Here is a 23,688-nt window from a genome sequence, read left to right as displayed (position 1 = left end):
GCTCCCAGCCACGAGCTCCCGAACTGACAGCAAGGGTTGCCGCACACCATGACCACCACTACGAAACGCCCTCGCGGCGCCCGCACGAAGCTGCGCCGCCGGGTCGCCGGCCTGCTCGCGCTGGGCTTCGCCCTGCTGAGCGCGGGCATGCTGTTCGCCGCGTTCGCGCCCCAGGCGCAGACCGCCAGCGCGCAGCAGCAGGACGCGCTGGTCCGCCAGGGCGAGCAGATCTACCTCAACACCTGCCTGAGCTGCCACGGCAACTCCCTCGAGGGCGTCAAGGACCGCGGGCCGAGCCTGATCGGCGTCGGTGACGCCGCGGTCTACTTCCAGACTTCCTCCGGCCGCATGCCCATGGCGCGGCAGGAGGCTCAGGCCATCCGCAAGCCCGCGAAGCTCTCCCCCGAGGAGATCAACGCGCTGATGGCCTACATCACCGCGAACGGCGGCGAGGGCCCGAAGAAGCCCTCCGAGTCCGGTGAGGCCCTGCGCGGCGACAACCCGGCGCGCGGTGGCGAGCTCTTCCGCCTCAACTGCGCCAGCTGCCACAACTTCACGGGTCGTGGTGGCGCGCTGTCGTCCGGCAAGTTCGCGCCGACGCTCGACGGCGTGACCGAGGAGCAGATCTACACGGCGATGCTGACCGGCCCGCAGAACATGCCGAAGTTCGGCGAGCGCCAGCTCACGCCGGAAGAGAAGAAAGACATCATCGCGTACGTCAAGTCGGTCACCGACGGAAACAACAACTCCGGCGGTAACCCCCTGGGCGGGTTCGGACCCGTCTCCGAGGGATTGATCGCGTTCATCGTGGGTATCGCCGCGCTCATCGGCGTGACCCTCTGGATCGGAGCCAAGGCATGAGCGGCGACAAGCCGGTCGAGCTGCCCACCGAGGCAGAGCTCGCGGAGATGAGCCGGGACGACCTCGTCAAGCTCGGCACGAAGATGGACGGCGTCGAGCTCGTCCACTACGAGGAGAAGTGGCCGGTCCCCGGCACCCGCGCCGAGCGTCGCGCTCAGCGTCAGGTCGCCCTGTGGTTCATGATCTCCGCGGTGTCGGGTCTGGCGTTCCTCGGCGTGTTCCTGTTCTGGCCGTGGCAGTACGAGGCCCCGCACACAGACGGCCACCTGCTGCACATGCTCTACAACCCGCTGATCGGCCTGTTCCTGGGCCTGTCCGTGGTGGGCCTGGGCGTCGGTGCGCTGCTCTACACCAAGAAGTTCATCCCGGACGAGCTCGCGGTGCAGCAGCGTCACGACGGCCCGTCGGCCGAGGTCGACCGCGCCACGCTGGTCGCGGAGCTCGCCGACGCCGGTGAGCGCAGCGGCATCGCCCGCCGCAGCCTGATCAAGCGCACCGCGGGCCTCGGCGCCGGCGTGCTGGGTCTCGGCGTGGCGGCCGTCCCGCTGGGCGCGCTCATCAAGAACCCGCACTCGGACAGCGAGACCAAGAACTCGCTGTGGCACACCGGCTGGAAGGCCGAAAAGGGCGAGAAGGTCTACCTCCGCCGCCACACCGGCAACTTCCACGAGGTCTCGCTGGTGCGTCCCGAGGACGTCGAGCCCGGCGGCTTCGAGACGGTGTTCCCGTTCCGCGAGTCCGAGCGCAACGACGAGCACGCCCTGGTCGCGGCCCTCAAGCGGGCCGACGCGCCGGTCATGCTCATCCGCATGCGCCCGAACCAGGCGATCACCAAGCGCGCCGGCCAGGAAGACTTCAACTACGGCGACCTGTACGCCTACTCGAAGATCTGCACGCACCTGGGTTGCCCGACGTCGCTGTTCGAGCAGCAGACCGGTCTGCTGCTCTGCCCGTGCCACCAGTCGCAGTTCGACGTGTTCGAGTACGCCAAGCCGCGGTTCGGCCCGGCGACCCGTCCTCTTCCCCAGCTTCCAATCACTGTGGACGAAGAGGGATACTTGGTTGCCCGCAGCGACTTCATCGAGGCTGTGGGTCCGGCGTTCTGGGAGCGGAAGTCATGAGTGCCATCACCACGCCGACGAAGCCGGCCAACGCGGCCGCGCGCGTCGCCGGAGCGGCGGCCAACGCTGCCGACGAGCGCTACCACGCGGCAGCTGGCCTGCGCAAACAGCTGAACAAGGTCTTCCCGACGCACTGGTCGTTCCTGCTCGGCGAGATCGCTCTGTACAGCTTCATCGTGCTGCTGCTGTCGGGCACGTACCTCGCGCTGTTCTTCGACCCGTCGATGACCGAGGTCACCTACAACGGTGCCTTCGAGAACCTGCGCGGCATCGAGATGTCGCGCGCGTTCGCCTCGACGCTCGACATCTCGTTCGAGACGCGCGGTGGCCTGTTCGTCCGCCAGGTGCACCACTGGGCGGCGCTGCTGTTCATGGCCGCGATCGTCGTGCACATGTTCCGGATCTTCTTCACCGGCGCGTTCCGCAAGCCGCGTGAGATCAACTGGGTCATCGGCATCGTGCTGTTCATGCTCGGCGCGATCGAGGGCTTCCTCGGCTACTCGCTGCCGGACGACCTGCTCTCGGGCACCGGCCTCCGCGTCATGGCGGCGCTGCTGATCTCGTTCCCGGTCATCGGCACGTGGCTGAACTGGCTGATGTTCGGCGGGGAGTTCCCCGGCACGGACATCATCCCGATGCTCTACACCGCGCACATCCTGATCATCCCGGCGATCATCCTCGGCCTGATCGCGGCGCACCTCGCGCTGGTCTGGTACCAGAAGCACACGCAGTTCCCGGGCGTGGGCCGCAAGGAGACCAACGTCGTCGGTGTCCGCATCATGCCGGTGTTCGCCGCGAAGGGCGGTGGCTTCTTCGCCATCGTCGTCGGTGTCATCGCGATCATGGGTGGCGTCTTCCAGATCAACCCGATCTGGAACTTCGGCCCGTACAACCCCGCGCAGGTCTCCGCCGGCTCGCAGCCCGACTGGTACATGGGCTGGACCGACGGCCTGGTCCGCATCTGGCCCGCGTGGGAGTTCTACCTGGGCAACTACACGATCCCGGCGCCGTTCCTGCCGTTCATCCTCGGTCTGCCGCTGCTGACCGGCATCGCGGCGGTCTACCCGTGGATCGAGCGCAAGATGACCAAGGACTACGCGCACCACAACCTGCTGCAGCGCCCGCGCGACGTGCCCGTCCGCACCGCGCTCGGCTGGATGGCGATCACGTACTTCATGGTCCTGCTGCTCATGGGCGGCAACGACATCTTCGCGTACAAGTTCGACATCTCGTTGAACCTGACGACGTGGATGGGCCGCATCGGCATGCTGATCCTGCCGCCGATCGCGTACTTCGTGGCCTACCGCATCTGCATCGGCCTGCAGCGCGGTGACCGCGAGGTGCTGGAGCACGGTGTCGAGACCGGCATCATCAAGCGCCTGCCGCACGGCGAGTTCATCGAGATCCACCAGCCGCTCGGCCCGGTGGACGACCACGGCCACCCGCTGCCCCTGGCCTACCAGGGCGCGTCGGTGCCGAAGAAGATGAACAAGCTCGGCTCGGCCGGTCACCCGGTCCCGGGCAGCACGTGGTCCCCGGACCCGGTCGAGGAGACCGTGGCCCTGGAGAACGCGCGCAAGAAGGCGCACGCGTCCGAGGAGATCAGCGCCGAGGACAAGGCCGGCGAGCTCGCGGGCAAGCCGTCCGACCCGAAGGCCTGACCTTCAGCTGAGACAAGCGAAAGGCCCCCGTGAACACTCACGGGGGCCTTTCGCTGTTCGGTGCTTACTGGGCGTCGTCCAGGCCGATCGAGAAGGCCGCTTCGTCGTCGCGCTTCGAGTAGCTGCGGAACGCGATGTGCGTGTCGGTGTTCAGCACGCCGGCGACCTTGCTGATCTTGCCGGGCACCAGCGCGGCGAGGTCCTCGTGCTTGCTGACCCGCACGAGCGCGATCAGGTCGACGTCACCGGCGCAGGAGTACACCTCCGTGACTCCGTCGATGTCGGCGATCTCCTGCGCCGCCTCGGGAATGCGTTCGGCAGCGGCCTGGATCAGCACGATGGCGGTGACCACGGCGTCCTCCTCGGATCTGTGCACGGGTGGCTCGAGCATCCGTAGGTTCCCACAGCTCGCCCACAGCCTCCGCACGGGTCACGCACAAGCTCGCAGGCTCTCGCGATTCTCGGCATGTCCGGTGTTGCGCTCGCGGTCGGTTCGACCGGTGTCGCCGCCGCCGAGCCCGCCGACTGCTTGGACTGCGTCGTCAGGCCGGAGATGACGGAGGGCCCGTACCACGTCGACGACCGGCTGAACCGCTCCGACATCCGCCAGGACACGTCGAACGGCGTGATGTCCGAGGGAACTGTGTTCGCGTTGGCACCGCGGGTGTTGCAGGTCGCCGACGGCCGGTGCACGCCGCTGAAGGACGCAGTGGTCGACATCTGGCACTGCGACGCGGCTGGCCTCTACTCCGACGTGCCGAGGGAGGGCACGGACGGGCGGAACTTCCTGCGCGGCTACCAGGTGAGCGACCGGACGGGGTGGGCGCGGTTCACGACGGTCCTGCCCGGCTGGTACCGCGGGCGCACCGTCCACATCCATAAGGCGGGCTATCTCGCCGTGGCGCCGTACGCGGCCAAGGGCGCACCGGACACGACCAACGCGCAGGACGGCATCTACAGCGCCGATGGTGTCGGTGACCAGATGCTGCTGCGGCCTGCGCGACGCGGGCGAGGGTATGCGGCGACGTTCACTGTCGGGCTGGATCTTTCCGACACCGAGGTGGGTGGTGACGACGGAATGACCGGACCGGGAGGCCCTGGAGGTCCGCCGCCGGTGGCGTGATGGACCGGGCGCGGGCCTCACGGGGCCCGCGCCCGTTGCGGTTTCAGCGGTACCGGCAGGGGCTCGTTCGCGCCACGGTACGCGCGCCACCGGTGGCCTGGTGTGGTTCCCGGCACGAGCGAAGGCCAGTTCCCCGCCGACGGCTACGGCACCCACGAGACTGGTGGCCAGGCACGGGCCAAGCACCAGGTTTTTGCCGGTGGCCACAGGCATCTCGCTCGTATCACGGCACTCGCGCCGCCGGTGGCCAGGCGGAGTCCCGAGACCTGACGAGTCTCAGTTCCAGCGGTCGTGAAGCGGGCGCGCGCCTGCCGCCTGTTCCGCCCACGGCAGCCACGCCGCCGCGGCACCGGCGGGCGAGGACCAGGGTTCGTCCGCGTACACCAGGCGCGTGCCCGGCTGGTCGAGCCAGCGCAGCACCACCCCTGTCTCCTCGGGCGGTGCACCTCGCAGCGGACCGGCCGTCGGCACGACCGTCTCCGCCGAGGCGACGAGCGCGTCGACCACCGGCATCGGGCGGGTGCCGTGGCGGGCGACACCGGCCGAGGCCAGGCGGCCGTAGCGCACCACCGAGAACTCCCAGCCGCCCTCTCGGTCCGGGCGGGCGGCCACGAGCTGGGGCAGTGCGGCGAGGGCGGCCAGGCGCTGGGCGCGGTCCAGTGACCGGACCAGGCCTGCCAGGCGGTCGCGTCGCCGCGCCGCCTCCTCGAAGCGCTCGGCCGACGCCAGGCCGCCGAGCTGGGTGATGAGGGTGCGTAACGGGTCGGCGCTGCGGCCGACGACCAGATCGCGCACCGCGACGACCGCGGGGGAGTACTCCTCGACCGTCTGCCTGCCCGCGCACGGTGCCCGGCAGCGGCCCAGCTCGGCCAGCGCGCAGGGCGAGGCCCGCTGGTTCGTCGCCGGGATCTTGATCGTGCACGAGCGCAGCGGCACGGCGTCGAGCAGCGCGTCGGCCACCGACTCGGCAGCCTGACGGGTGCGGAACGGGCCGAGCGCGCCGTCACGCGGGTTTCTGACCAGCGACAGCCGCGGGAACGGCTCGTCGGTCAGCACCAGCCACCACGCGTGGTGCGGGTTCTTCGACCTCCTGTTGTACGCGGGCCGGTGCGCGCGGAGCAGCCGCAGCTCGCGCACCTCGGCCTCCAGCGGGTGGGCGCACTCGACGGCGTCGACGCGCACCGCGAGCGACACCATCTCCCGCAGCCTGCGTCTGCCCTCGCTGGCGGTGAAGTACTGCCGCACACGACGTCTCAGGTCCGAGGCCGTGCCGACGTAGAGGACCTCCTCCTTCGGGCCGCGGAACAGGTACACGCCCGGCGTGGACGGCAGGTGGGCGGCGAGCGAGCGCTTGCGGCGCTGTTCCGGTGTCACCTCCGGCAGGTACGCCAGGAGCTCTTCCAGCGAGTGCACGCCGACGTTGCCGACGCGCTCCAGCAACGCGTGCAGCACCTCGACCGTCGCACGCGCGTCGGCCAGCGCGCGGTGCGTCGGGCGGGTCGACGTGTGGAACAGATCCGACAGCGCCGACAGCCGGCACGACGGCGCCTCGTCGCGGCTCAGCACGCGCCGCGCCAGCTTCACCGTGCACACCACCGGCGGCTTCGGCCACCGGTACCCGTGCCGCTCGCAGGCCGCCTTCATGAAGCTGACGTCGAAGCCAGAGTTGTGCGCCACCAGCACCGCCCCGGCCGCGAACTCCAGGAACGCGGGCAGCACCGTCTGCAGCCTCGGCGCGCCCGTCACCATCAGCTGCGTGATCCCGGTCAGCTGAGCCACCTGCGGCGGGATGCCGCGCTCGGGGTCGACGAGCGTCGCGAACTCGCCGAGCACCTCGCCGCCGCGCACCTTCACCGCGCCGATCTCGGTGATGGCGTCCTCCTCGTTGCTGCCACCCGTCGTCTCCAGGTCGAAGACGACGAAAGTGGTGTCGCGCAGAGGCGTCCCGAGCTCGTCGAAGGACAGTTGTCCGGTCACGCGGCTGACGTTAGCGACGGGGTCTGACAATTTTCGGTGGTGATCTCCGCGACCCTGCTGACCTGCGGTTGCTCCATTGGAGTGGTGGACGGGTGATCTTTTCCAGATCGTTGTTCCGGAGGGCGGAGATGTCCGTGCGCTGCTCAGGTGCGGGGGCTCTAGCCTGTGGGGGTGCCAGACCCGATGCCCGAGCCCGAGTTCGACCAGCCTGCCGAGGAGGCAGGCGAGTCCGCTGTGGACTGGTCGGCCCTGCCGGAGCCGTTGCGGGTGAGACTGGCCGAGCTGGGCGCGGACGCGCTGGGCGAGATGGCGAAGGTCGACGTGCCCCAGCACCTGCGCCCGGTGGCGAAGTTCGCGCCGACCAAACGCGCCCGGCTGGGCGGCCCCCAGGTCGTGGCTGGTCTGCGTGACTCGGCGAACTTCCGCACCGCCGTCGTCGAGTGGCTGCGCAAGAACCGGCCTTCCACGCTGGAGGTGACCTCGCCGGACCCGGTGACGGCGGCCGCCGCGGCGGTGCTGACCGGTGACGAGGTCGCCCCGCACTACGTGGAGCTGGTGTCGCGGCGGGTAGGTGACGCGACGCTGCGGGCCGAGCGGGACGCCGCGGTGGTGCGTGCGGAGCGGCTGGAGAGCGAGCTGGAGCGGCTGCGGTCCGAGCGCAGGCAGCTCGACGGTGCCGCCGAACGCGTCCGCGCGGACGCCGAGATCGAGCTGGAGCGCCTGCGCAAGCGGTTGCGCGAGCAGGGCGTGAAGCTGCGCGAGGCCAAGGACGCCGCGGAGGCCGCGGCCGCAGCGGCGGACAAGATCCAGGAACGCGCCGCGGACGAGGTCAAGCGCCTCACCGCCGAGCGCGACCGGGAGCGGGAACGGGCTGAGACCGAGCGGGGCAAGGCGCAGCGGGCGATCGCGGACGCCGAGGTGGCCCGGCAGTCGGCGCGGGAGGCCCGGCAGGCGGACGAGGTGCGGCTCGCGCTGCTCGTGGACACGCTCGACGGCGCCGTCACGGGCCTGCGCCGGGAGCTCGCCCTCGGCGGGACAGGGCCGCGTCCGGCAGACCTCGTGCGGGGCGCCAGCGCGTCGCAGGGGGCCGTGGGCCGCGTGGAGGACCCGGCGGCACTGGACCGGCTGCTGGCGTTGCCGGCGGTGCACCTGGTGGTGGACGGCTACAACGTCACGAAGACCGGCTATCCGGAACTGTCGTTGTCGGACCAGCGCGACCGGCTCGTGCATCAGCTGGCGGTGCTGGCCGCACGCACGGGTGCCGAGGTGACGTTGGTGTTCGACGGCGCGGGGGTGGTGGCTGTGCCCGCAGCGGCCCCTCGTGGCGTGCGTGTGCTTTTCAGCGACCCCGGTGTTCTGGCCGATGACGTGATTCGCGCGCTGGTCACCGCAGAGCCCGAGGGGCGTCCTGTGGTGGTGGTGACGTCAGACCGCGCCGTTGCGGACTCGGTGCGTCGTCGTGGTGCGCACCCGGTGCCGTCCGCCGTGTTGCTGGCCCGTCTCGGGCGCGTTTGATCACCCGGTAGCCTGACGCCGTCGATCTTGACGGTCTTGTTCTGGCGAAGGGGATCGGCGGCTCATGTCGCGCAAGCTCACCCGTGGTGTCGTCGTTGTCGTGCTGCTCTTCTCGGCCATGCCGGCCGTCTCTTTAGCCGCGCAACCGGCTGATCCGGCGCGCGCGTACGCCGAGCTGACGGCGCAGGCGACGAAGCTCAACGAGGAAGTCCTGCGCGCGCAGGAGGATCTGGTCCAGCGACGCGCCGAGCTCGAACGCGCGAACGTCACCGTCGGGGCCGCGCAGCAGATCGAACGGCAGGCCAAGGCCGACGAGTTCGAGTTCCGCGGCCAGGTCGACCTCATCACCCAGGCGTCGTTCGAGGGCGCGCGGTTCAACCAGCTGTCGGCGCTGCTCGTGGCGGACTCGCAGCAGGACTTCCTGATCCGCCTGGAGATGATGCGGATGCTGGCCGCCGACAGGGCCGAGTCGCTGGCCCGGCTCTCCGGTGCGGTGGAGAAGGCCCGTCAGGCGCACCAGGTGGCGGAGACCGCGCGCGCCCGTGCCGCCGAGGCCACCACGGCGGCCGAGAAGCTCAAGGCCGACCTGGACGGACGCAACCAGGCGTTGCAGGCGCAGATCGCCGACGTGCGGACGGCCTTGGCGCGCCTGCCCGCCCCCGTCGTGACGAAGCTGCGCGATCCGGGCGACCGCTCGCCGGTCAGCGTGCCCGCCGGTACCGCGGGGCTGGCACTGGCGTTCGCGCTGGCGCACCGCGGCGACGAGTACAAGTACGGCGCCACCGGCCCCGACCAGTGGGACTGCGCCGGCTTGACGATGAAGGCCTACGCGGCGGCCGGTGTCACGATTCCCCGCACGTCCGGCGGACAGGCCGGCGTCGGACGCGCGGTGTCGCGCGGCGAAGTCCGTGCAGGCGATCTGATCATCTACTACTCGAGCCGGTCACACGTCGCCATGGCGGTCGACAACGCGAGGGCGGTGCACGCCTCGACGGAGGGCCAACCGGTGAAGATCGCCCCGATCGACGCCATCGGGCCCATCGCGGTGATTCGGCGCATCGAGGGCTAGCGTTGCGCCGGTGAAGCACCTCCGGACGTTGCTGGCGGTCACGGTCGCCATGACGTTCCTGCTGGGTCTGACCGTTGCAATGCGACCTGTTGAGTTGCAGCCGACGGAAACTCGCCATTGCAAAGAGGCTGTTCAGACGGTTGCGGCGGGCACGGTGACCAGCAGCACCTGCGACGGCGAGCTCGCGGCGCGGGTGTCGCGACTGCTCGACGGATCGGTGCACGACGTCGCCGATATATTGGATATCAGCTGGGCGAAACGGGTCGACGTCGTCGTTCCGGCGTCGGACGCCGAGCTCGTGTCGCTCGTCGGACCGGCGTTCGCGGACATGGCCGGGATCGCGATCCGCGACGGTGCAGGGCAGCGCGTGGTCCTCAACCGGACGCGTGCGGCGCCGTTGTCGGAGATCGAGCTGCGGCTGCTGCTGCGGCACGAGATCACGCACGTCGCGACGCGGGACCTGACTTCGGACTCTGCCCCGCTGTGGCTCGTGGAGGGGTTCGCGGACTGGGTGGCGTTCCACGGGCTCGGGCTGTCGTTGCGCCAGGCCGCGCCGTTGCTCACCGCCGACGTCTCCGCGCTGCCCGCGGACTTCGGCGGTCCCGGCCGCGACCTGGCCTACCAGCAGGCGTACTCGATCATGGTCTACCTCGAGTCGGGGCTGGGGGAGCGCGGTGTCGTGGACTTCTTCCTCAAGCACGCGTCGATGTCCGTTGTGGAGCCCGGCACCGTCGACGTCACCGGCTGGCGCGAGTTCCTGCGATCGAGCATCGGATAGCGTTGGGTTCGTGCGCCGAACCTTGCTGGTGACCAACGACTTCCCGCCCCGCCCCGGCGGCATCCAGTCCTACCTGCACGCGTTGGCCACACGGCTGCCCGCGGAGTCCCTCGTCGTGTACGCGCCGAAGTGGAAGGGCGCCGAGGAGTTCGACGCCGCGCAGCCGTTCCCCGTCGTGCGGCATCCCACGTCGCTGATGCTGCCGACGCCCGACGTCCTCGCGCGCGCCCGCGACATCGCGCGGGCCGAGTCGTGTGAGGCCGCGTGGTTCGGGGCCGCGGCGCCCCTCGCGTTGCTGGCACCGTCGCTCGGGCTCAGCCGCGCGGTGGCGTGCACGCACGGGCACGAGGTCGGCTGGTCGATGCTGCCGGTCGCGCGGCAGGCGTTGCGGGCCATCGGGTCCGGTGTGGACGTTGTGACGTACGTGAGCCGCTACACCCGCTCGCGGTTCGCGGCGGCGTTCGGGCCGATGGCGGCGCTGGAGCACCTTCCGTCCGGTGTGGACACAGACCTGTACCGCCCGGATCCCGCCGCGCGTGCCGAGATCCGGCGGAGGTACGGGCTCGGCGACCGGCCGGTGGTCGTGTGCGTGTCACGGCTGGTGCCGCGCAAGGGCCAGGACGTCCTGATCCGCGCGTTGCCACTGATCCAGCGGTCGGTGCCGGACGCCGTGCTGCTGATCGTCGGCGGCGGGCCGTACCGGAAGACGCTGGAGAAGCTGGCCTCCGGCAACCGCGACGTCGTGCTGACCGGCTCGGTGCCGTGGGAGGAGCTGCCCGCGCACTACAACGCCGGCGACGTCTTCGCGATGCCGTGCCGCACCCGCGGTCGCGGTCTCGACGTCGAAGGCCTCGGCATCGTCTACCTGGAGGCCTCGGCGACGGGGCTGCCCGTGGTCGCGGGACGGTCCGGCGGCGCGCCGGAGACCGTGCTGACCGGCGTCACGGGCAACGTTGTCGACGGCCGTGAGGTCAGCGAGGTCGCAGACAGGGTCGCCGCCTTGCTCTCCGATCCCGAGATGGCCGCCAAGATGGGGCGCGCCGGCCGGGAGTGGGTGAGCGAGAACTGGCGGTGGGACCAGCTCGCGCACCGCCTCGAAGGCCTCATCGCCTGATTGATATCCGATACTGATTGATATCCGATATCCGATATATCAGTTGAGGTCGCGGGCCCGGTTCTCCAACGCGCGCAAGCCCAGCTCGGCGCTGCGCCGCACGGCCTCGTCCGCGGCGGCCCGGGCTTTGACTTCACAGGCGTCGGCGTCACGCGAGAGGTCACGCCACACCACTGCCAGACCGATCAACGCCCTGACCTCGCCGGAGCCGTAGCCGATCCGGCGTGCCGTCGTGAGCGCCTGGTCGAACAACGCGACGGCGTCGTCGAACTCCGACCGGGCGCACCGGATCTCGCCGAGCGTGATCCGCACCGACGTCGCCACCTGCTGGTCCCCGCCGTCGCCGACCAGCGACAGCGCCCGTGACGCCAGCGACACCGCCGCCTCGGTGTCCCCGGAAGCGAGCTCCAGCGCGGCGAGGTTCTCCAGGGCCTCGGCCTCGCCCGCGGGGACGTTGCCGATCTCCAGCGCACGGTCGAGGTGCGCCCGCGCCTCGTCCACCCGTCCCCGCAGGCGCAGCGCCATGCCGAGGTACGTGTGGCTGTCGGCGTTCGGCGCGAGAGCCAGCGCCTGGGCGAAGTGGTCGACGGCGGCGTCGATCTCGCCGAGCTCGACGGCGAGCTGGCCGAGGTTGTACAGGCCGGTGCTGATGCTGTCCGCCGACCGCAGCATCTCCAGACAGCGGACCAGCGCGTCCTTCGCGGCACCCAGCTCTCCGGACCGGCGGTGCACGAGGCTGAGGTTGTTCAGCACGCTCGCCTCGGCGTCCTTGTCACCCAGCTCCCGGTACAGCTCGATCGCGTGGTCGTGGTGCTCCACCGACCGCGCGTACTCGCCGAGCCGCAGGTAGAGGGTGCCGAGGTTCGCGTGCATCGCGGCCTCGGCCGGGCGGTGCGCGGACGCCTGGGCGGCCAGGAGCCCGTGGTGCGCCGTCGCGAGCCATTCACCGACGTGCTGGCCGATCCACAGGTACCCGCGCAACGCGTCGGCCAGCTGCCACGCCATCGGTGCCGGGCCGTGCTCGGCCGCGGCCCGGATGGCGGCGATGAGGTTCGGCCGTTCCGCGTCGAGCCACGCCAGGGCCTCGGCAGGCGTCGAGATCCGCGGCGCTGGGCCGGACGCGGACGTCGGCAGCCGCACGATCCCGGGGTACAGCAGTTCGGCGCAGCGTTCGACGCCGCGCAGGTAGTGGTTCAGCAGCGCCGTCCACGCCACCTCCTGCTCGGCCGGGCTGTCCCACTCCTCGCGCAACGCGGCGGCGTAGCGCACCAGTTCGTCGTGGAACCGGTAGCGCCCCGGCCCGGCGGCGACGACCAGCTTGGCGATCGCGAGCACGGTCAGCAGGCCCTCGGCGTCCACGTCCGCCAGCGCGGAGGCGGCCTCCGGCGTGAAGTCGGGCCCCGGCACCAGGGACAACAGCCGGAACAACCGCTGCGGCGCGGGCGGCAACGCGGCGTGGGCGAGCTCGATCGGCGACCCGGAGATCGTCACGTCCCCGCGTCCGGCCAGGTACGCCGCCGCCACCCGCAACGCGAGCGGCAGGTGCCCGCACCGCTGCGCGAGCTCCGCGTGGTCACCGGGTCCGAGCAGCTTCTCCAGCAACGCGGCCGACTCCGCGGGACCGAACACGTCCACCGGCACCGTGCGGGCGCCGTTCATCGCGATCAGGCCCCGCAGGTCGTCCCGCGACGTCACGATCACCCGGCACGACGCCGTGCCCGGCAGCAGCGGCCGCACCTGGTCCGGTGCGGAGGCGTTGTCGAGCACCAGCAGCATCCGCCGGCCCGACAGCAACGACCGCAGCATCGTGCTCTGCTCGTCCGCGTCCGGCGGGATCTCGTCCGGCGGCACCCCCAGCGCCCGCAGGAACCGCGACAGCACGTCGATCTCGTCGGCGGGCGGCCCCAGGGCGTACCCGCGCAGGTCGACGTAGAGCTGACCGTCCGGGAACCGGTCCTTCAACAGGTGCGCCGCATGCACCGCGAGCGTCGTCTTGCCCACTCCCGGCTGCCCCGCCAGCGTCACGATCGGCACCGCACCGCCGGTGATCAGGCCGGAGATCCGTTCCACGTGCCAGGCGCGCCCGGTGAAGTCCGCGATGTCGTCCGGCAGCCGCATCGGCGACACCTGCGCGCGTTCCGGCTCACGGGAGACCACCGGCGCGGCGAGCTCCGGCGCCCCCACGAGGATCGCCTGGTGCAGCGACCGCAGCTCCTCCGACGGATCGATGCCGAGCTGCTCGTCCAGCGTCCGGTCGAGCTGCCGGAACGCCTCCAGCGCCTCCGCCTGCCTGCTGCTGCGGTACAGCGCGAGCATCAGCTGCGCCCAGAACCGCTCGCGCAACGGGTGGTCCCGCGTCAGCGCGAACAGCTCCGGCACCAGGTCCGCGTGGTTGCCCAGCGCCAGTTCGACGTCGATCCGCTGCTCGTGCACGGTCATCAGCAGCTCGGTCAGCCGGGGCGCGTGCTCGGAGTGCAGCGTCTCCGACGGCACGTCCGACAGCACCGGGCCGCGCCACAGCTCCAACGCCTCGGCAAACGCTTTCCGCGCCGTGACCAGGTCGTCCGCGGTGGCGGCGAGACGTCCGCGAGCAGCCGCGTCGGCGAACCGGTGCGCGTCCACGCTCAGGGGGTCGACGCGCATGCGGTAGCCGTCGGCGGCGGTCTGGATCAGCGACGGATCACCCAGCGCCGCCCGCAGCCGCATCACGTACGTCTGCAACGTGCCACGTGTGCGGGCAGGCGGCGCGTGACCCCACACGTGCTCGACCAGTTCCGTCACGGGAACGACGCGGTTCGGCCTCAGCAGCAACGCCGCGAGCAGCGCCCGGTGCTTGCCGGCGCGCAGCACCACCGCCGAACCGTCCAAGCGCACTTCCATCGGGCCGAGCAGCCGGAACTGCGGACCCGAAGCCATTGCCGTCCCCTCGCGCGCACCTGATGATCCCCGTCTACCGGACAGCCTATTAGCGCGCTGTCGCCGAGTGACATCGGCGCGTCAGCGATACGTCAGCGACGTACGGCAATCTTCTTCATGTCCCGGTCGGGGGGCCGGGGCAACAAACTTCTCGGGTTCCGCGGAATCTCTGCGGATCACGATCGCTGGGGGTCGAAAGGCCCAGGAGCTCTCTCTCTCAGCTCCTGGGCCTTTCGCGCATTGGACCCTCTTACTTCGCGTAGATGGCGTCGATGTCCGTCGCGTACGTCGTCGCCACGACCGAACGCTTCAGCTTCAGCGACGGCGTCATCTCGCCACCGGCCTCGGTGAAGTCCACGGGCAGCACCCGGAACTTGCGGATCGCCTCCGCCTTCGACACCGACTTGTTCGCCTCGTCCACCACGGCCTGGATCTCGGCCAGCAGGTCGGCGTCCTCGATCAGGTCGGGCACCTCAGCCGACGCGGGCTTGCCGTGCGACTCCTTCCACGACGGGAAGAACTCCGGGTCGATCGTGATCAGCGCGCCGATGAACGGCTGCTTGTCGCCCACGACCATGCACTGCGAGATCAGCGGGTGCGCCCGGATGCGGTCCTCGAGCTGCGCGGGGGAGACGTTCTTGCCACCGGCGGTGACGATGATCTCCTTCTTGCGGCCCGTGATCTTCAGGAAGCCGTCGCCGTCGAGCTCGCCGATGTCACCGGTGTGGAACCAGCCGTCCTCGAGCGCCTCCTTGGTGGCGGCCTCGTTGTTCCAGTAGCCGGTGAACACGATGTCACCCTTGATGAGGATCTCGCCGTCCTCGGCGATCCGCACCGACGTGCCGGGCACCGGCAGGCCGACCGTGCCGACCTTCTCCTGGCCCTTGAACGTCACGCACGCCGCCGCGGAGGTCTCGGTGAGGCCGTAGCCCTCGTACACCGGGATGCCCGCGCCGCGGAAGAAGTGCGACAGCCGGTCGCCCAGCGGCGCGCCACCGGAGACCGCCGCGATCGCGCGACCGCCCAGTGCGCCGCGCAGCTTCGCGAACACCAGCTTGTCGAACACCGCGTGCTTGATCCGCAGGCCGAGGCCGGGACCGCCGTTGTCGAGCGCCGTGCTGTACGCGACCGACGTGGCCTCGGCGGCGTCGAAGATCTTGCCCTTGCCGCCGGCGTGCGCCTTCTGCTTGGCGCCGTTGTAGACCTTCTCGAACACGCGCGGCACCGCGACGACGAACGTCGGCCGGAACTGGCCGAGGTCCTCGACGAGGTTCTTCACGTCCGCCGTGTGGCCCAGCGTCGCCCGCGAGTACACACATGCGAGGTAAAGCGCGCGCGCCAGGATGTGCGCGAGCGGCAGGAACAGCAGCAGCGAGTTGCCCGCCGTCAGGATCTCGGGGAACCGCGACAGCGCCGACCGCACCTCGGACAGCAGGTTGCGGTGCGTCAGCGTGCAGCCCTTCGGGCGGCCCGTGGTGCCGGACGTGTAGACCAGCGTGGCCGTCTGGTCGGCCTTCACCTGCGCGCGGCGCTCGTGCACCTGCTCGTCGGTGATCTCGGCGCCCAGCGCGGTGAGCTCGTCGACCGCGGCCGCCGAACCCTCGATCTGCCACACGTGGCGCAGCTCCGGCAGCTTGCCGACGACCTCGTCGACCAGCGCCCGGTGCGACGACGCCTCGACGAAGACCGCCTTGGCGCCGGAGTCGGACAGGATCCACTCGATCTGGTCCGCCGACGACGTCTCGTAGATCGGCACCACGACGCCGCCCGCCGCCCAGATGGCGAAGTCGAGCAACGACCACTCGTAGCGCGTCTTGGAGACCAAACCGACCCGGTCGCCCAGCTCGAGACCAGCCGCGACCAGGCCCTTGGCGACAGCCATGACCTGCGCGGCGAAATCACGCGCCGTGATGTCCACCCAGGTGCCGTCCACCTGCCTGCGGAAGCTGACGGCGTTGCCGAAGCGTTCCGCGTTGGCCCACACCATGTCGGTGAGGTTCTCCTCCGGAGCCACTGCGGCGGTGGCGGGGACGCTGAACTCGCGCACGTCAACCTCCGTACGGTGATTTGTTACTGGTGGGGAAACTTAGCGTGTGATTCCGGCGATACAAAGGCTGGTACGCCCTTCCGTTACCTTTTGAGCCCATGGCCAGCGTGGACGTCGTAGACGAGACTTTTCTGGCGGTGCCGCCCAGCGTGGTCGCCGCAGCCTTCGCCGCGCCCTCGTCGTGGCGCGCGTTCTGGCCCGATCTGGAGCTCGACGTCTACGCCGACCGCGGTGAAGAGGGGCTGAGGTGGACCGTCGGCGGCGCGCTCGTCGGCACGATGGAGATCTGGCTCGAGCCGATGCTCGACGGCACTGTGCTGCACTACTTCCTCCGCGCTGATCCGCCCGCCGGCTCGCTCACGCCGCGCAACGCCCGCCGTGAGGTGCAACGCCGTCAGCTCGACGCGAAGTCCGTCGCCCTGGGTCTCAAGCTGACTCTGGAGGACGGTCGTCCGCCTGGCTGCCCGCCGCACGGGTGATCTTGCCGATTCGTGAACTAGGTTGGAAGCGTGCGGGTTCACGTGGTCTCGGATGTGCACGGCAACGCGGAGGCGCTCGCGCGTGCCGGCGACGGGGCGGACGCGCTCGTCGTGCTCGGCGACCTGATCGACTTCGTCGACTACCACGACCATTCCAAGGGGATCCTCGGGCGCGTCTTCGGGCCCGAGAAGGTCGGGATCTTCGCCGAGCTGCGACGCGGCACCAGGCGCGCGGACACGGCGAGCTTCATCCGGTCTCTGTGGGACGGTCTCGCGAACGCCCGTTCCGTCGTGGAAGAAGCGGTGCTGGAGCAGTACCACGCGTTGTTCGCCGCGATGTCCGCGCCGACGTACGCGACACCGGGCAATGTGGACAGTCCGCACCTGTGGCCGCAGTTCGCCGGCGACGGCGTGCACGTGCTCGACGGCGAGGCGACGGAGATCGGCGGGCTGAAGTTCGGGTTCGCGGGCGGCGGGCTGATGCTGCCCGGTCTCGTCCGCAACCCCAACGCGCCGTGGTTCCCGTACCTGCGCACGGAGGAGGACATGGCGGCCGCGCTGGACCGGATGGGGCAGGTCGACGTGCTGTGCACGCACATCCCGCCGATGGTCGCGGAACTGACGTACGACGTCGTGGCGCGCCGTCCCGAGTGGGGTTCCCGGTCGGCGCTGGACAAGATCGTGCGCGAACGCCCGCGCTGGTCGGTGTTCGGGCACGTGCACCAGCCGTTGGCCCGACGGGTGCGCGTCGGCTACACCGAGTGCGTCAACGTCGGGCACTTCCAGCGCAGCGGCAAGCCTCACGTCCTCAACTGGTAAAGACGCGAGTAACCTGCCCGTCATGGCCGACGAGTCCACTCAGTCCATCGTCATCGACGCTCCGCCTGAGAAGATCATGGCGATCATCGCGGACTTCCCGTCGTACCCGGACTGGGCGAACGGGATGAAAGAGGTCGAGGTCCTCGACACCCGCGACGACGGCCGTGCCGAGCAGGTGCGGTTCGCGATCGACCAGGGTCCCGTGAAGGACGAGTACACCCTGAAGTACGACTGGGCCCCCGACGGTCTGTCCGTGAAGTGGGAGCTCGTCAAGGGCACCATGCAGAAGGCGCAGCACGGCAGCTACGTGCTGGCGCCGTCCGGCACCGGCACCAAGGTCACCTACACGCTGTCGGTGCAGCTGGTGATCCCGATGATCGGCCTGTTCCGCCGCAAGGCCGAGAAGCTGATCCTCGACACCGCGCTCAAGGAGCTCAAGAAGCGCGCGGAGAAGGCGGCTTGAGCCGGGTCCTGCTCTTCACCGGCAAGGGCGGGGTCGGAAAGACGACGCTGTCGGCCGCCACGGCCGCCTCGCTGGCCGCGCACGGCCGCAAGGCGCTCGTGGTGTCCACCGATCCCGCGCACTCGCTGGGAGACGCGCTCGACGTGCGTCTGTCCGCCGAACCGTCCGAAGTGGATGGATCAGGCGGCTTGTTCGCGTGCCAGATCGATCCCCGGGGCCTCGTCGACGAGGCCTGGGGCGACCTGCGCGGCCACCTGCGGACCGTGCTGGCGGGCGCGGGCGTCGACGAGCTCGACGCCGAGGAGCTGACCGTGCTGCCGGGCGTCGAGGAGCTCCTCGCGCTCGCGGAGGTGCGGCGGCTCGCGTCGTCCGGACCGTGGGAGGTCGTGGTCGTCGACTGCGGGCCGACCGCGGAGACGTTGCGGCTGCTGTCGTTGCCGGAGGCGTTCGCGGGGTACCTCGAACGGCTCTTCCCGACGCACCGGCGCGTGGTGCGCGGGTTGCTGGCGGGGGTCGCGGGCACCGGGACCGTCGAGAAGTGGGACGCGACGGCGGACGCGTTGAGCAGGCTCGCCGAGCGGCTGGACGCGTTGCGCACGATGCTCGCCGACCCGTCCGGGTGCTCGGTGCGGCTCGTGCTGACGCCGGAACGCGTGGTCGCCGCCGAGACGCGGCGGACGCTGACCGCGTTGGCGTTGCAGGGAATCCGCGTCGACAGCGTGATCGCGAACCGGCTGGTGCCGTCGCCCGGTGCCGCGCGTGGTGCCGCCGCCACGTGGCTGCGCACCCGCCGGCAGGAGCAGGACGCGGTGCTGGCGGAGCTGACCGGGATCGGTGAGATCCGCACGGTCGACCACCGCGCGTCGGAGCCCGTGGGCGTGTCGGCGCTGCTGGAGGTCGCCGCGCAGCTGTACGGCGACGAGGACCCGTTGCCGGGTGCCGCGGTTCCTGCTGCTGAGGTTGCGGGGTCGTTGCTGGAGGTGTCGGGAAGCGGGCGCGGACTCGACGCCCGATACTCGCTGCGGATCGCGTTGCCGCTGGCAGACGACACGGAGCTGGACCTCGCACGCGTGGGCGACGACCTCGCGTTGACCGTCGACGGCAGGCGTCGGCTCGTGGCGCTGCCGTCGTTGTTGAGGCGCTGCATCGTGACCGGCGCCGAGATGGACTCGGGAGGCGTCACGGTGGGGTTCCGCCCGGACCCCTCGCTGTGGCGTTGATGCGGGGCGTTGATCAGGAGCTTGTGATGACCCAGGACAACACCGGCAAGCTCGCCGAGGAGCTGCGGCTGCTCATCGACACCGCCGCCGAGCGCATGCAGCCGTGGTTGCAGCGCGTCGCCGAGGCGGGCGACGGCTCGCACACGCCCGAGACGTGCGGCTGGTGCCCGTTGTGCAACGGCGTCGCGCTGCTGCGCGGTGACCGCTCGGAACTCGCCGCCAAGGCCGCCGAACACGCGGCGGGCCTGGTGGCGGTGCTGCGCGCGGCTCTGCGGGAGCCCGGTGCCCCGCCGCCACCGCCGTCGGCGGGCCCTGCTGAGTCCGGCGACGTTCCGGACGCGGGCCAGCGGGTGCAGCACATCAAGGTAGTCAGGAAGACCGACTAGTGCTCACCGTCGGAGTGGACATCGGTGGCACCAGCGTCCGCGCTGGTGTCGTGGACGCGCGCGGCTCGGTGCTCGACACCTCGCGCGCGCCGACCCCGGCGGGCGAGCGCGCGCTGGAAGACGCGATCGTGGCCGCGGTGGAGGAGGTTGCGACCCGGCACGCCGTGAACGCCGTCGGTCTCGCCGTGGCGGGCTTCATCGCCTCAGACCGACGCACGGTCCGTTTCGCACCCCACCTGGCGTGGCGGCAGGCCGACGTGGCCGACCGCATGAGCGACCGCCTGGGCATGCCCGTCGTCCTGGAGCACGACGCGAACGCCGCAGCCCTCGCCGAACACCGCTTCGGTGCCGCACGGGGCGCACGCACGGCCGTGCTGGTCGCCATCGGCACGGGCATCGGTGCGGCGCTTCTGCTGAACGGCGAGGTCTTCCGCGGGGCTCACGGCGTCGCTCCCGAGCTGGGTCACCTGCGCGTCGTGCCCGACGGCCGTCCCTGCCCGTGCGGCAAGAACGGCTGCTGGGAGCGCTACTGCAGCGGCACGGCCCTGTCGGCCACCGCGGTGGAACTGCTGGCCAAGCACCCCGGGGTGTCGACGGTCCTGGCCCGCGAGGCCGCCGGTGACTCCCGCGCGGTGACCGGACGCCGGGTGGCCGGCGCGGCCCGCGACGGAGATCCGCTGGCCAAGCGTGCGATGGCCGACCTGGCCCGGTGGCTGGGAGAGGGCCTGGCACTGGTCGCCGACGTCTACGACCCCGAGGTGATCGTCATCGGGGGAGGGGTGTCGGAGTCGGCGCCGTTGTTCCTCGACGACGCCCGCGAGCGCTACGCCTCCGTCGTGACCGGTGCCGGGCACCGGCCGTTGGCGAGGATCCGCACCGCGCAGCTCGGCGACGACGCCGGCATCGTGGGCGCGGCGACCCTGGCCCGCGAGATGGCCGCGTCCCTGACGAAGAACAACGCGCGCCGCTCCTGATCGCTCACGCCACCTCGCCGAGTTGACGCTTCTCAGCGGGGTATCCCGCGACCATGACGAAGCGTTCCTACAAACCCGGCGACGAGGTCGAGTGGTCCAGCCACGGCTCGCGCACGCACGGCGAGGTCGTCGAGGAGATCACCAGTGAGACGCACGCCGCCGGTCGCAAGGTGACGGCCTCGGAGGAGGAGCCGCAGTACCGCGTGCGCAGCGCGAAGAGCGGCCGGGCCGCCGTCCACAAGCCCGAGGCCCTGCGCCGTCACCGCCCTTCATCCACCGACTGACCCGCCGCGCTGCCCACCCCTTTGCAACGACTCTTTTGCGGACGAAGTCCAAAGTCCCATTGCTAAGGCGCAGGTCAGCGGTTGCCAGAAACTGATATATCGGTTCTGCGGGCAATCTGGGGAGCGTGGCTCAGGCTGCGGTTCGCAGCTTTCCGCGACTGCGGAACAGCGCGTTGAACGGCCAGCCGACGAACCAGACGACGGCGAGCCCGATCCAGCTGGCGGCCGTCGCGTCGTCCTTGGCGGCCATGCCCGCCGTGGCGAGAAGCGCGAACACGAACCAGCTGGTGAACAACGTCCAGGCGATCACGCGGGCCGTGGTCCTCAGCCAGCCGCGTCCCCGCCGCGGCTCGGCCGTCGGCGTCTCAGCCACTGTGTCCACGGCCTCGGCCGTCGCCTCTGGCAGTGGTGGCCGCCAGACCACCACCGATGCGGGCACGCCGGCGTCGATCACCGCGATCGCCCGCGGGTCGACTTCGAAGCGTCTGGTGTTGACGGGAACGACCCAGCCGTCGGCGCCGACCAGCCTGCGCGCGCCATGCGGCCACGCCTCCATCACGACGCACTCGTCGTATCGGACCGTGAACGCCCCGTCGGGGAAGATCAGGCTGACGCCGGCGTTGCCGATGACGAGGCCCAGTTCGGAGGGCTCGTAGGTGGAGTACCGGCGTCCAGCTACCACGACCGGCGAGTACATCGAGATGTGCGCGAACCCGGCCTCGTCCGCCTCGTACCCCGACGGCAGCTGCAGCAGTGCCGACCCCATCGCCTCGACCATGACCTCGTGGACGTCCGAGGGGGTCACGGCGTCAGCCTCGGCGAGCAGCTCCTCCACGGTCGAGCACCGCCCGCGGTTGAGGAGATCGGTGGCCGTGGCGACCATCGAGTCAGCCTCGAAGTCGGGATCGGAGAGAGTCGTCCTCAGCTGAGCCCTGGCCGCGTTGACGTCGGTCGCGGGAACGTCGCCCGCCTTCAACGCCATCAGCACCTCGATGAAGCCGTCGACCACCACGTCCTGCTTCTCCGGCAGGGTGTCGGCGAGTGCGGTGATGGTCGCGTGGTCGGCGTCGCGCGGCTGGTACGCGGCTGTGGCCAGGTACGACCCGCCGCGCTCCTGCCGCAGCGTCTGGAACAACCGGCGTTCGACGACGGTCGACAGGACGGTGGCCGCGGTGGATCTCGGCACGACGGCGTCCATCGACACCTGCCCGTCGTCGCTGTGGAAGTAGGCGGGCAGCAGTGGCGGTAGCGATGTTGCGCGCGGCGCGGGGCGGCGGACACCGCCGGGAAGGCGCAGGCGCAGTCCCCTGGGCACGTCGTCACCGGCGATCCACAGCACCGCGTTCTCGCGCGTGAACCAGTCCGCGGCCCACTCGACGACTTCCCGCGCCTGCAGCAAGCCGACTCCGAAGTCGTCGCCGTTCGCCAGCCCGTAGCCCTGCGCGCCGTAGCGCTTGACCACGTGCTCCCAGTTGGCGGCGTTGCCCCGGCGCGCGGCCTCGGTGCGCACGATCGTCTTCTCGGTCTCGAGCCGGTTGAGCGGGAGGGAGGTCAGCGCATCGCACGTGCCCGTCAGGAACGTGCTGACCTCGTCGGCCGACCCCTTCACGTAGAAGTGGGTGTTGACCATCTCGGTTCTGCCGTTGGCGTGGTAGTCCGGCAGCGCGAGCCCGCTGAGCGCCAGGTGTTCGACGAGATGGGTGATGCCCGAGGTGAAGAGAGTTTCGTCGGCCATGCCGACGCGGAAGACCAGGCCTGCCCTCATCGGGCCGCGGGCCGGTGCGATCACGGTGGGCACGCCGTCCACCTCGGTGTGTCGGATCATGGTCCCTGCCCCAGGTCAGCGCGGTTGATGCGTCCAACGTGACCGGCGTCGTGATAGACCGCCATCCCCGCGGGTCAGTAATGGCCGATCGGCCGACAACAACCTGTCTCGTCGGGGGACAAGGAGCCCTGAACGCACCGAAGCCCGCCGCACCTGGGGTGCGGCGGGCTTGCGTGGGGGTGAGGCGTCGCGGCGGGCGTGTCGGGGTCCGTTCGCCGGCCACGAACACCCGGCTCGAACGGCCGGGAACTAGCGGCCGAGCAGGCGCAGGATGCGCGGGCGGCGACGCTTGGCGCGCTCCGCGTCCTTCTTGCCCAGGGTCGCCATGGCGCGGGCCATCATCAGGTGCTGCATCTGGTCCATGCCGACACCGTAGGCATGACCGAATCGTTATCTGAAGGTTTGAGTGGCCGTTATCACGCCGTTACCAACCGGGACGTGACGTGTCACACCTGGGCGCCGTCGTCCCATCCGGAGTCCGGCGGAGGGGTGTTGCGCATGCGCAGGATCAGCCAGCCGACGCCCGCGCACAGCGCCACGAGGGACAGCGGGGTGCCGATGCGCGGCTGCAGTCCGAAGAGGCCCGGAGCGACCAGCAGGACGATGCCCAGCACGAACAGGCCGAGCGCGGCGAGGGTGGACGCGCGCAGCACCGGGAACGGCGGCGGCTCCGGCGGAACGTAGTGGTCCTCGTCGTCCCGATCTCGGCGTTCGGGCTCTTCGTCGAGTTCCTGGGCCGTGTCGTCGGGAATCTGGTCGCGTGCGTCGGAGTCGTCGTGCAGGCTGCTGTGCACACCTTGTGGGCCCGCCTCGTCGAGGTCGAGCCAGTCCTTGCCGACCCCGTCCCGTTCGAGACCCGCGACGATCTCGGCAAAGAGCTCGTCGACGTTCTCGGGGCCGTCGGTCGAGTCGCGCCGGGCGTTCATCCAGAGCCTCTCCATGTGCCGCAACCCTCTGACCCCTCATCGTTGCACGGGCCGGATGTGTTGCGGGTTACGGCAGTCGGCTCAGTCTGGCCGTGACGCACCAACCAGGGATTCGTTGTGTGAGATGCGG

The 23,688-nt window shown here is 70.6% G+C and carries 21 protein-coding genes; 15 read left to right on the top strand and 6 right to left on the bottom strand.

Translation table 11 applies throughout. The features are described 5' to 3' along the window. Positions 1–48 precede the first annotated feature (48 nt). Genes qcrC through qcrB form a run of 3 tightly spaced genes read left to right on the top strand, consistent with a single transcriptional unit; the run spans position 49 to position 3,643 of the window. Positions 49–861 (top strand): cytochrome bc1 complex diheme cytochrome c subunit, encoded by an 813-nt coding sequence (qcrC, locus tag ACFOWZ_RS22645; protein WP_382375549.1) that lies wholly within the window; start codon positions 49–51, stop codon positions 859–861. Continuing rightward, positions 858–1,982 (top strand): cytochrome bc1 complex Rieske iron-sulfur subunit, encoded by a 1,125-nt coding sequence (gene qcrA, locus ACFOWZ_RS22640; RefSeq protein ID WP_382375547.1) that lies wholly within the window; start codon positions 858–860, stop codon positions 1,980–1,982. The genes qcrC and qcrA overlap by 4 nt, the downstream gene beginning before the upstream one ends. Beyond that, on the top strand, positions 1,979–3,643 hold the full coding sequence (qcrB, locus tag ACFOWZ_RS22635; protein WP_382375545.1) for a cytochrome bc1 complex cytochrome b subunit: 1,665 nt from the start codon (positions 1,979–1,981) through the stop codon (positions 3,641–3,643). Before qcrA ends, qcrB begins: the two co-directional genes overlap by 4 nt. 64 nt (positions 3,644–3,707) lie before the next feature. Here the strand turns inward: qcrB and ACFOWZ_RS22630 are convergent, their stop codons facing one another. Beyond that, on the bottom strand, positions 3,708–3,995 hold the full coding sequence (locus tag ACFOWZ_RS22630) for an Lrp/AsnC family transcriptional regulator (protein WP_030465012.1): 288 nt from the start codon (positions 3,993–3,995) through the stop codon (positions 3,708–3,710). A 114-nt stretch (positions 3,996–4,109) separates the two neighbouring features. Here ACFOWZ_RS22630 and ACFOWZ_RS22625 point away from each other — a divergent pair, with 114 nt between their 5' ends. Next, a complete protein-coding gene (locus ACFOWZ_RS22625; RefSeq protein WP_382375543.1) occupies positions 4,110–4,766 on the top strand; it encodes a dioxygenase family protein in 657 nt (218 codons plus the stop codon). Positions 4,767–5,042: 276 nt separating this feature from the next. Here ACFOWZ_RS22625 and ACFOWZ_RS22620 read toward each other — a convergent pair whose 3' ends face one another. After that, a complete protein-coding gene (locus ACFOWZ_RS22620; protein WP_382375541.1) occupies positions 5,043–6,743 on the bottom strand; it encodes a DEDD exonuclease domain-containing protein in 1,701 nt (566 codons plus the stop codon). 183 nt (positions 6,744–6,926) lie between these two features. On the opposite strand from ACFOWZ_RS22620, the gene ACFOWZ_RS22615 reads away from it, so the two are divergent. The 4 genes from ACFOWZ_RS22615 to ACFOWZ_RS22600 all read left to right on the top strand — a co-directional run bounded on the left by ACFOWZ_RS22615 (position 6,927) and on the right by ACFOWZ_RS22600 (position 11,219). Then, positions 6,927–8,258: an NYN domain-containing protein gene (locus ACFOWZ_RS22615; protein ID WP_382375844.1), complete on the top strand. Its 1,332-nt coding sequence runs from the start codon at positions 6,927–6,929 to the stop codon at positions 8,256–8,258. 64 nt (positions 8,259–8,322) lie between these two features. Continuing rightward, on the top strand, positions 8,323–9,327 hold the full coding sequence (locus ACFOWZ_RS22610) for a C40 family peptidase (RefSeq protein WP_382375539.1): 1,005 nt from the start codon (positions 8,323–8,325) through the stop codon (positions 9,325–9,327). Positions 9,328–9,337: 10 nt separating this feature from the next. After that, on the top strand, positions 9,338–10,105 hold the full coding sequence (locus ACFOWZ_RS22605; protein WP_382375537.1) for a hypothetical protein: 768 nt from the start codon (positions 9,338–9,340) through the stop codon (positions 10,103–10,105). Positions 10,106–10,115: 10 nt separating this feature from the next. Further along, positions 10,116–11,219: a glycosyltransferase family 4 protein gene (locus ACFOWZ_RS22600; protein WP_382375535.1), complete on the top strand. Its 1,104-nt coding sequence runs from the start codon at positions 10,116–10,118 to the stop codon at positions 11,217–11,219. A gap of 39 nt (positions 11,220–11,258) precedes the next feature. Here the strand turns inward: ACFOWZ_RS22600 and ACFOWZ_RS22595 are convergent, their stop codons facing one another. Further along, a complete protein-coding gene (locus tag ACFOWZ_RS22595) occupies positions 11,259–14,135 on the bottom strand; it encodes an AfsR/SARP family transcriptional regulator (protein WP_382375533.1) in 2,877 nt (958 codons plus the stop codon). Between the two features lie 250 nt (positions 14,136–14,385). After that, a complete protein-coding gene (locus tag ACFOWZ_RS22590; protein WP_382375531.1) occupies positions 14,386–16,182 on the bottom strand; it encodes an AMP-dependent synthetase/ligase in 1,797 nt (598 codons plus the stop codon). A gap of 98 nt (positions 16,183–16,280) precedes the next feature. Here ACFOWZ_RS22590 and ACFOWZ_RS22585 point away from each other — a divergent pair, with 98 nt between their 5' ends. Genes ACFOWZ_RS22585 through ACFOWZ_RS22555 form a run of 7 tightly spaced genes read left to right on the top strand, consistent with a single transcriptional unit; the run spans position 16,281 to position 20,807 of the window. Further along, complete coding sequence (locus ACFOWZ_RS22585) at positions 16,281–16,661, top strand: polyketide cyclase / dehydrase and lipid transport (RefSeq protein WP_382375529.1); 381 nt, start codon at positions 16,281–16,283, stop codon at positions 16,659–16,661. Between the two features lie 30 nt (positions 16,662–16,691). Then, the gene (locus ACFOWZ_RS22580; RefSeq protein ID WP_382375527.1) at positions 16,692–17,480 is read left to right on the top strand and encodes a metallophosphoesterase family protein; all 789 of its coding nucleotides are present in this window, start codon (positions 16,692–16,694) and stop codon (positions 17,478–17,480) included. 22 nt (positions 17,481–17,502) lie between these two features. Continuing rightward, positions 17,503–17,943 (top strand): SRPBCC family protein, encoded by a 441-nt coding sequence (locus tag ACFOWZ_RS22575; protein ID WP_030465001.1) that lies wholly within the window; start codon positions 17,503–17,505, stop codon positions 17,941–17,943. Further along, complete coding sequence (locus ACFOWZ_RS22570) at positions 17,940–19,163, top strand: ArsA family ATPase (RefSeq protein WP_382375525.1); 1,224 nt, start codon at positions 17,940–17,942, stop codon at positions 19,161–19,163. Before ACFOWZ_RS22575 ends, ACFOWZ_RS22570 begins: the two co-directional genes overlap by 4 nt. A 26-nt stretch (positions 19,164–19,189) precedes the next feature. Then, the gene (locus ACFOWZ_RS22565; protein ID WP_382375523.1) at positions 19,190–19,549 is read left to right on the top strand and encodes a hypothetical protein; all 360 of its coding nucleotides are present in this window, start codon (positions 19,190–19,192) and stop codon (positions 19,547–19,549) included. Further along, on the top strand, positions 19,549–20,523 hold the full coding sequence (locus ACFOWZ_RS22560; protein WP_382375521.1) for an ROK family glucokinase: 975 nt from the start codon (positions 19,549–19,551) through the stop codon (positions 20,521–20,523). Before ACFOWZ_RS22565 ends, ACFOWZ_RS22560 begins: the two co-directional genes overlap by 1 nt. Before the next feature lie 53 nt (positions 20,524–20,576). Then, positions 20,577–20,807, top strand: a complete 231-nt coding sequence (locus ACFOWZ_RS22555) for a hypervirulence associated TUDOR domain-containing protein (RefSeq protein WP_382375519.1) — start codon at positions 20,577–20,579, stop codon at positions 20,805–20,807. Positions 20,808–20,937: 130 nt separating this feature from the next. Here ACFOWZ_RS22555 and ACFOWZ_RS22550 read toward each other — a convergent pair whose 3' ends face one another. Both ACFOWZ_RS22550 and ACFOWZ_RS22545 read right to left on the bottom strand, forming a co-directional pair. Further along, the gene (locus ACFOWZ_RS22550; protein WP_382375518.1) at positions 20,938–22,632 is read right to left on the bottom strand and encodes a M16 family metallopeptidase; all 1,695 of its coding nucleotides are present in this window, start codon (positions 22,630–22,632) and stop codon (positions 20,938–20,940) included. A gap of 446 nt (positions 22,633–23,078) precedes the next feature. Continuing rightward, entirely contained in the window at positions 23,079–23,573 is a 495-nt protein-coding gene (locus ACFOWZ_RS22545) for a hypothetical protein (RefSeq protein WP_382375516.1), read from the bottom strand. Between the last annotated feature and the right edge of the window lie 115 nt (positions 23,574–23,688).

The sequence above is a fragment of the Lentzea rhizosphaerae genome, assembly GCF_042649515.1.
GTDB lineage: Bacteria > Actinomycetota > Actinomycetes > Mycobacteriales > Pseudonocardiaceae > Lentzea > Lentzea aerocolonigenes.
The sequence above is the reverse complement of the archived record's forward strand: the minus strand, read 5'-3'. Positions and strand labels throughout refer to the sequence as shown.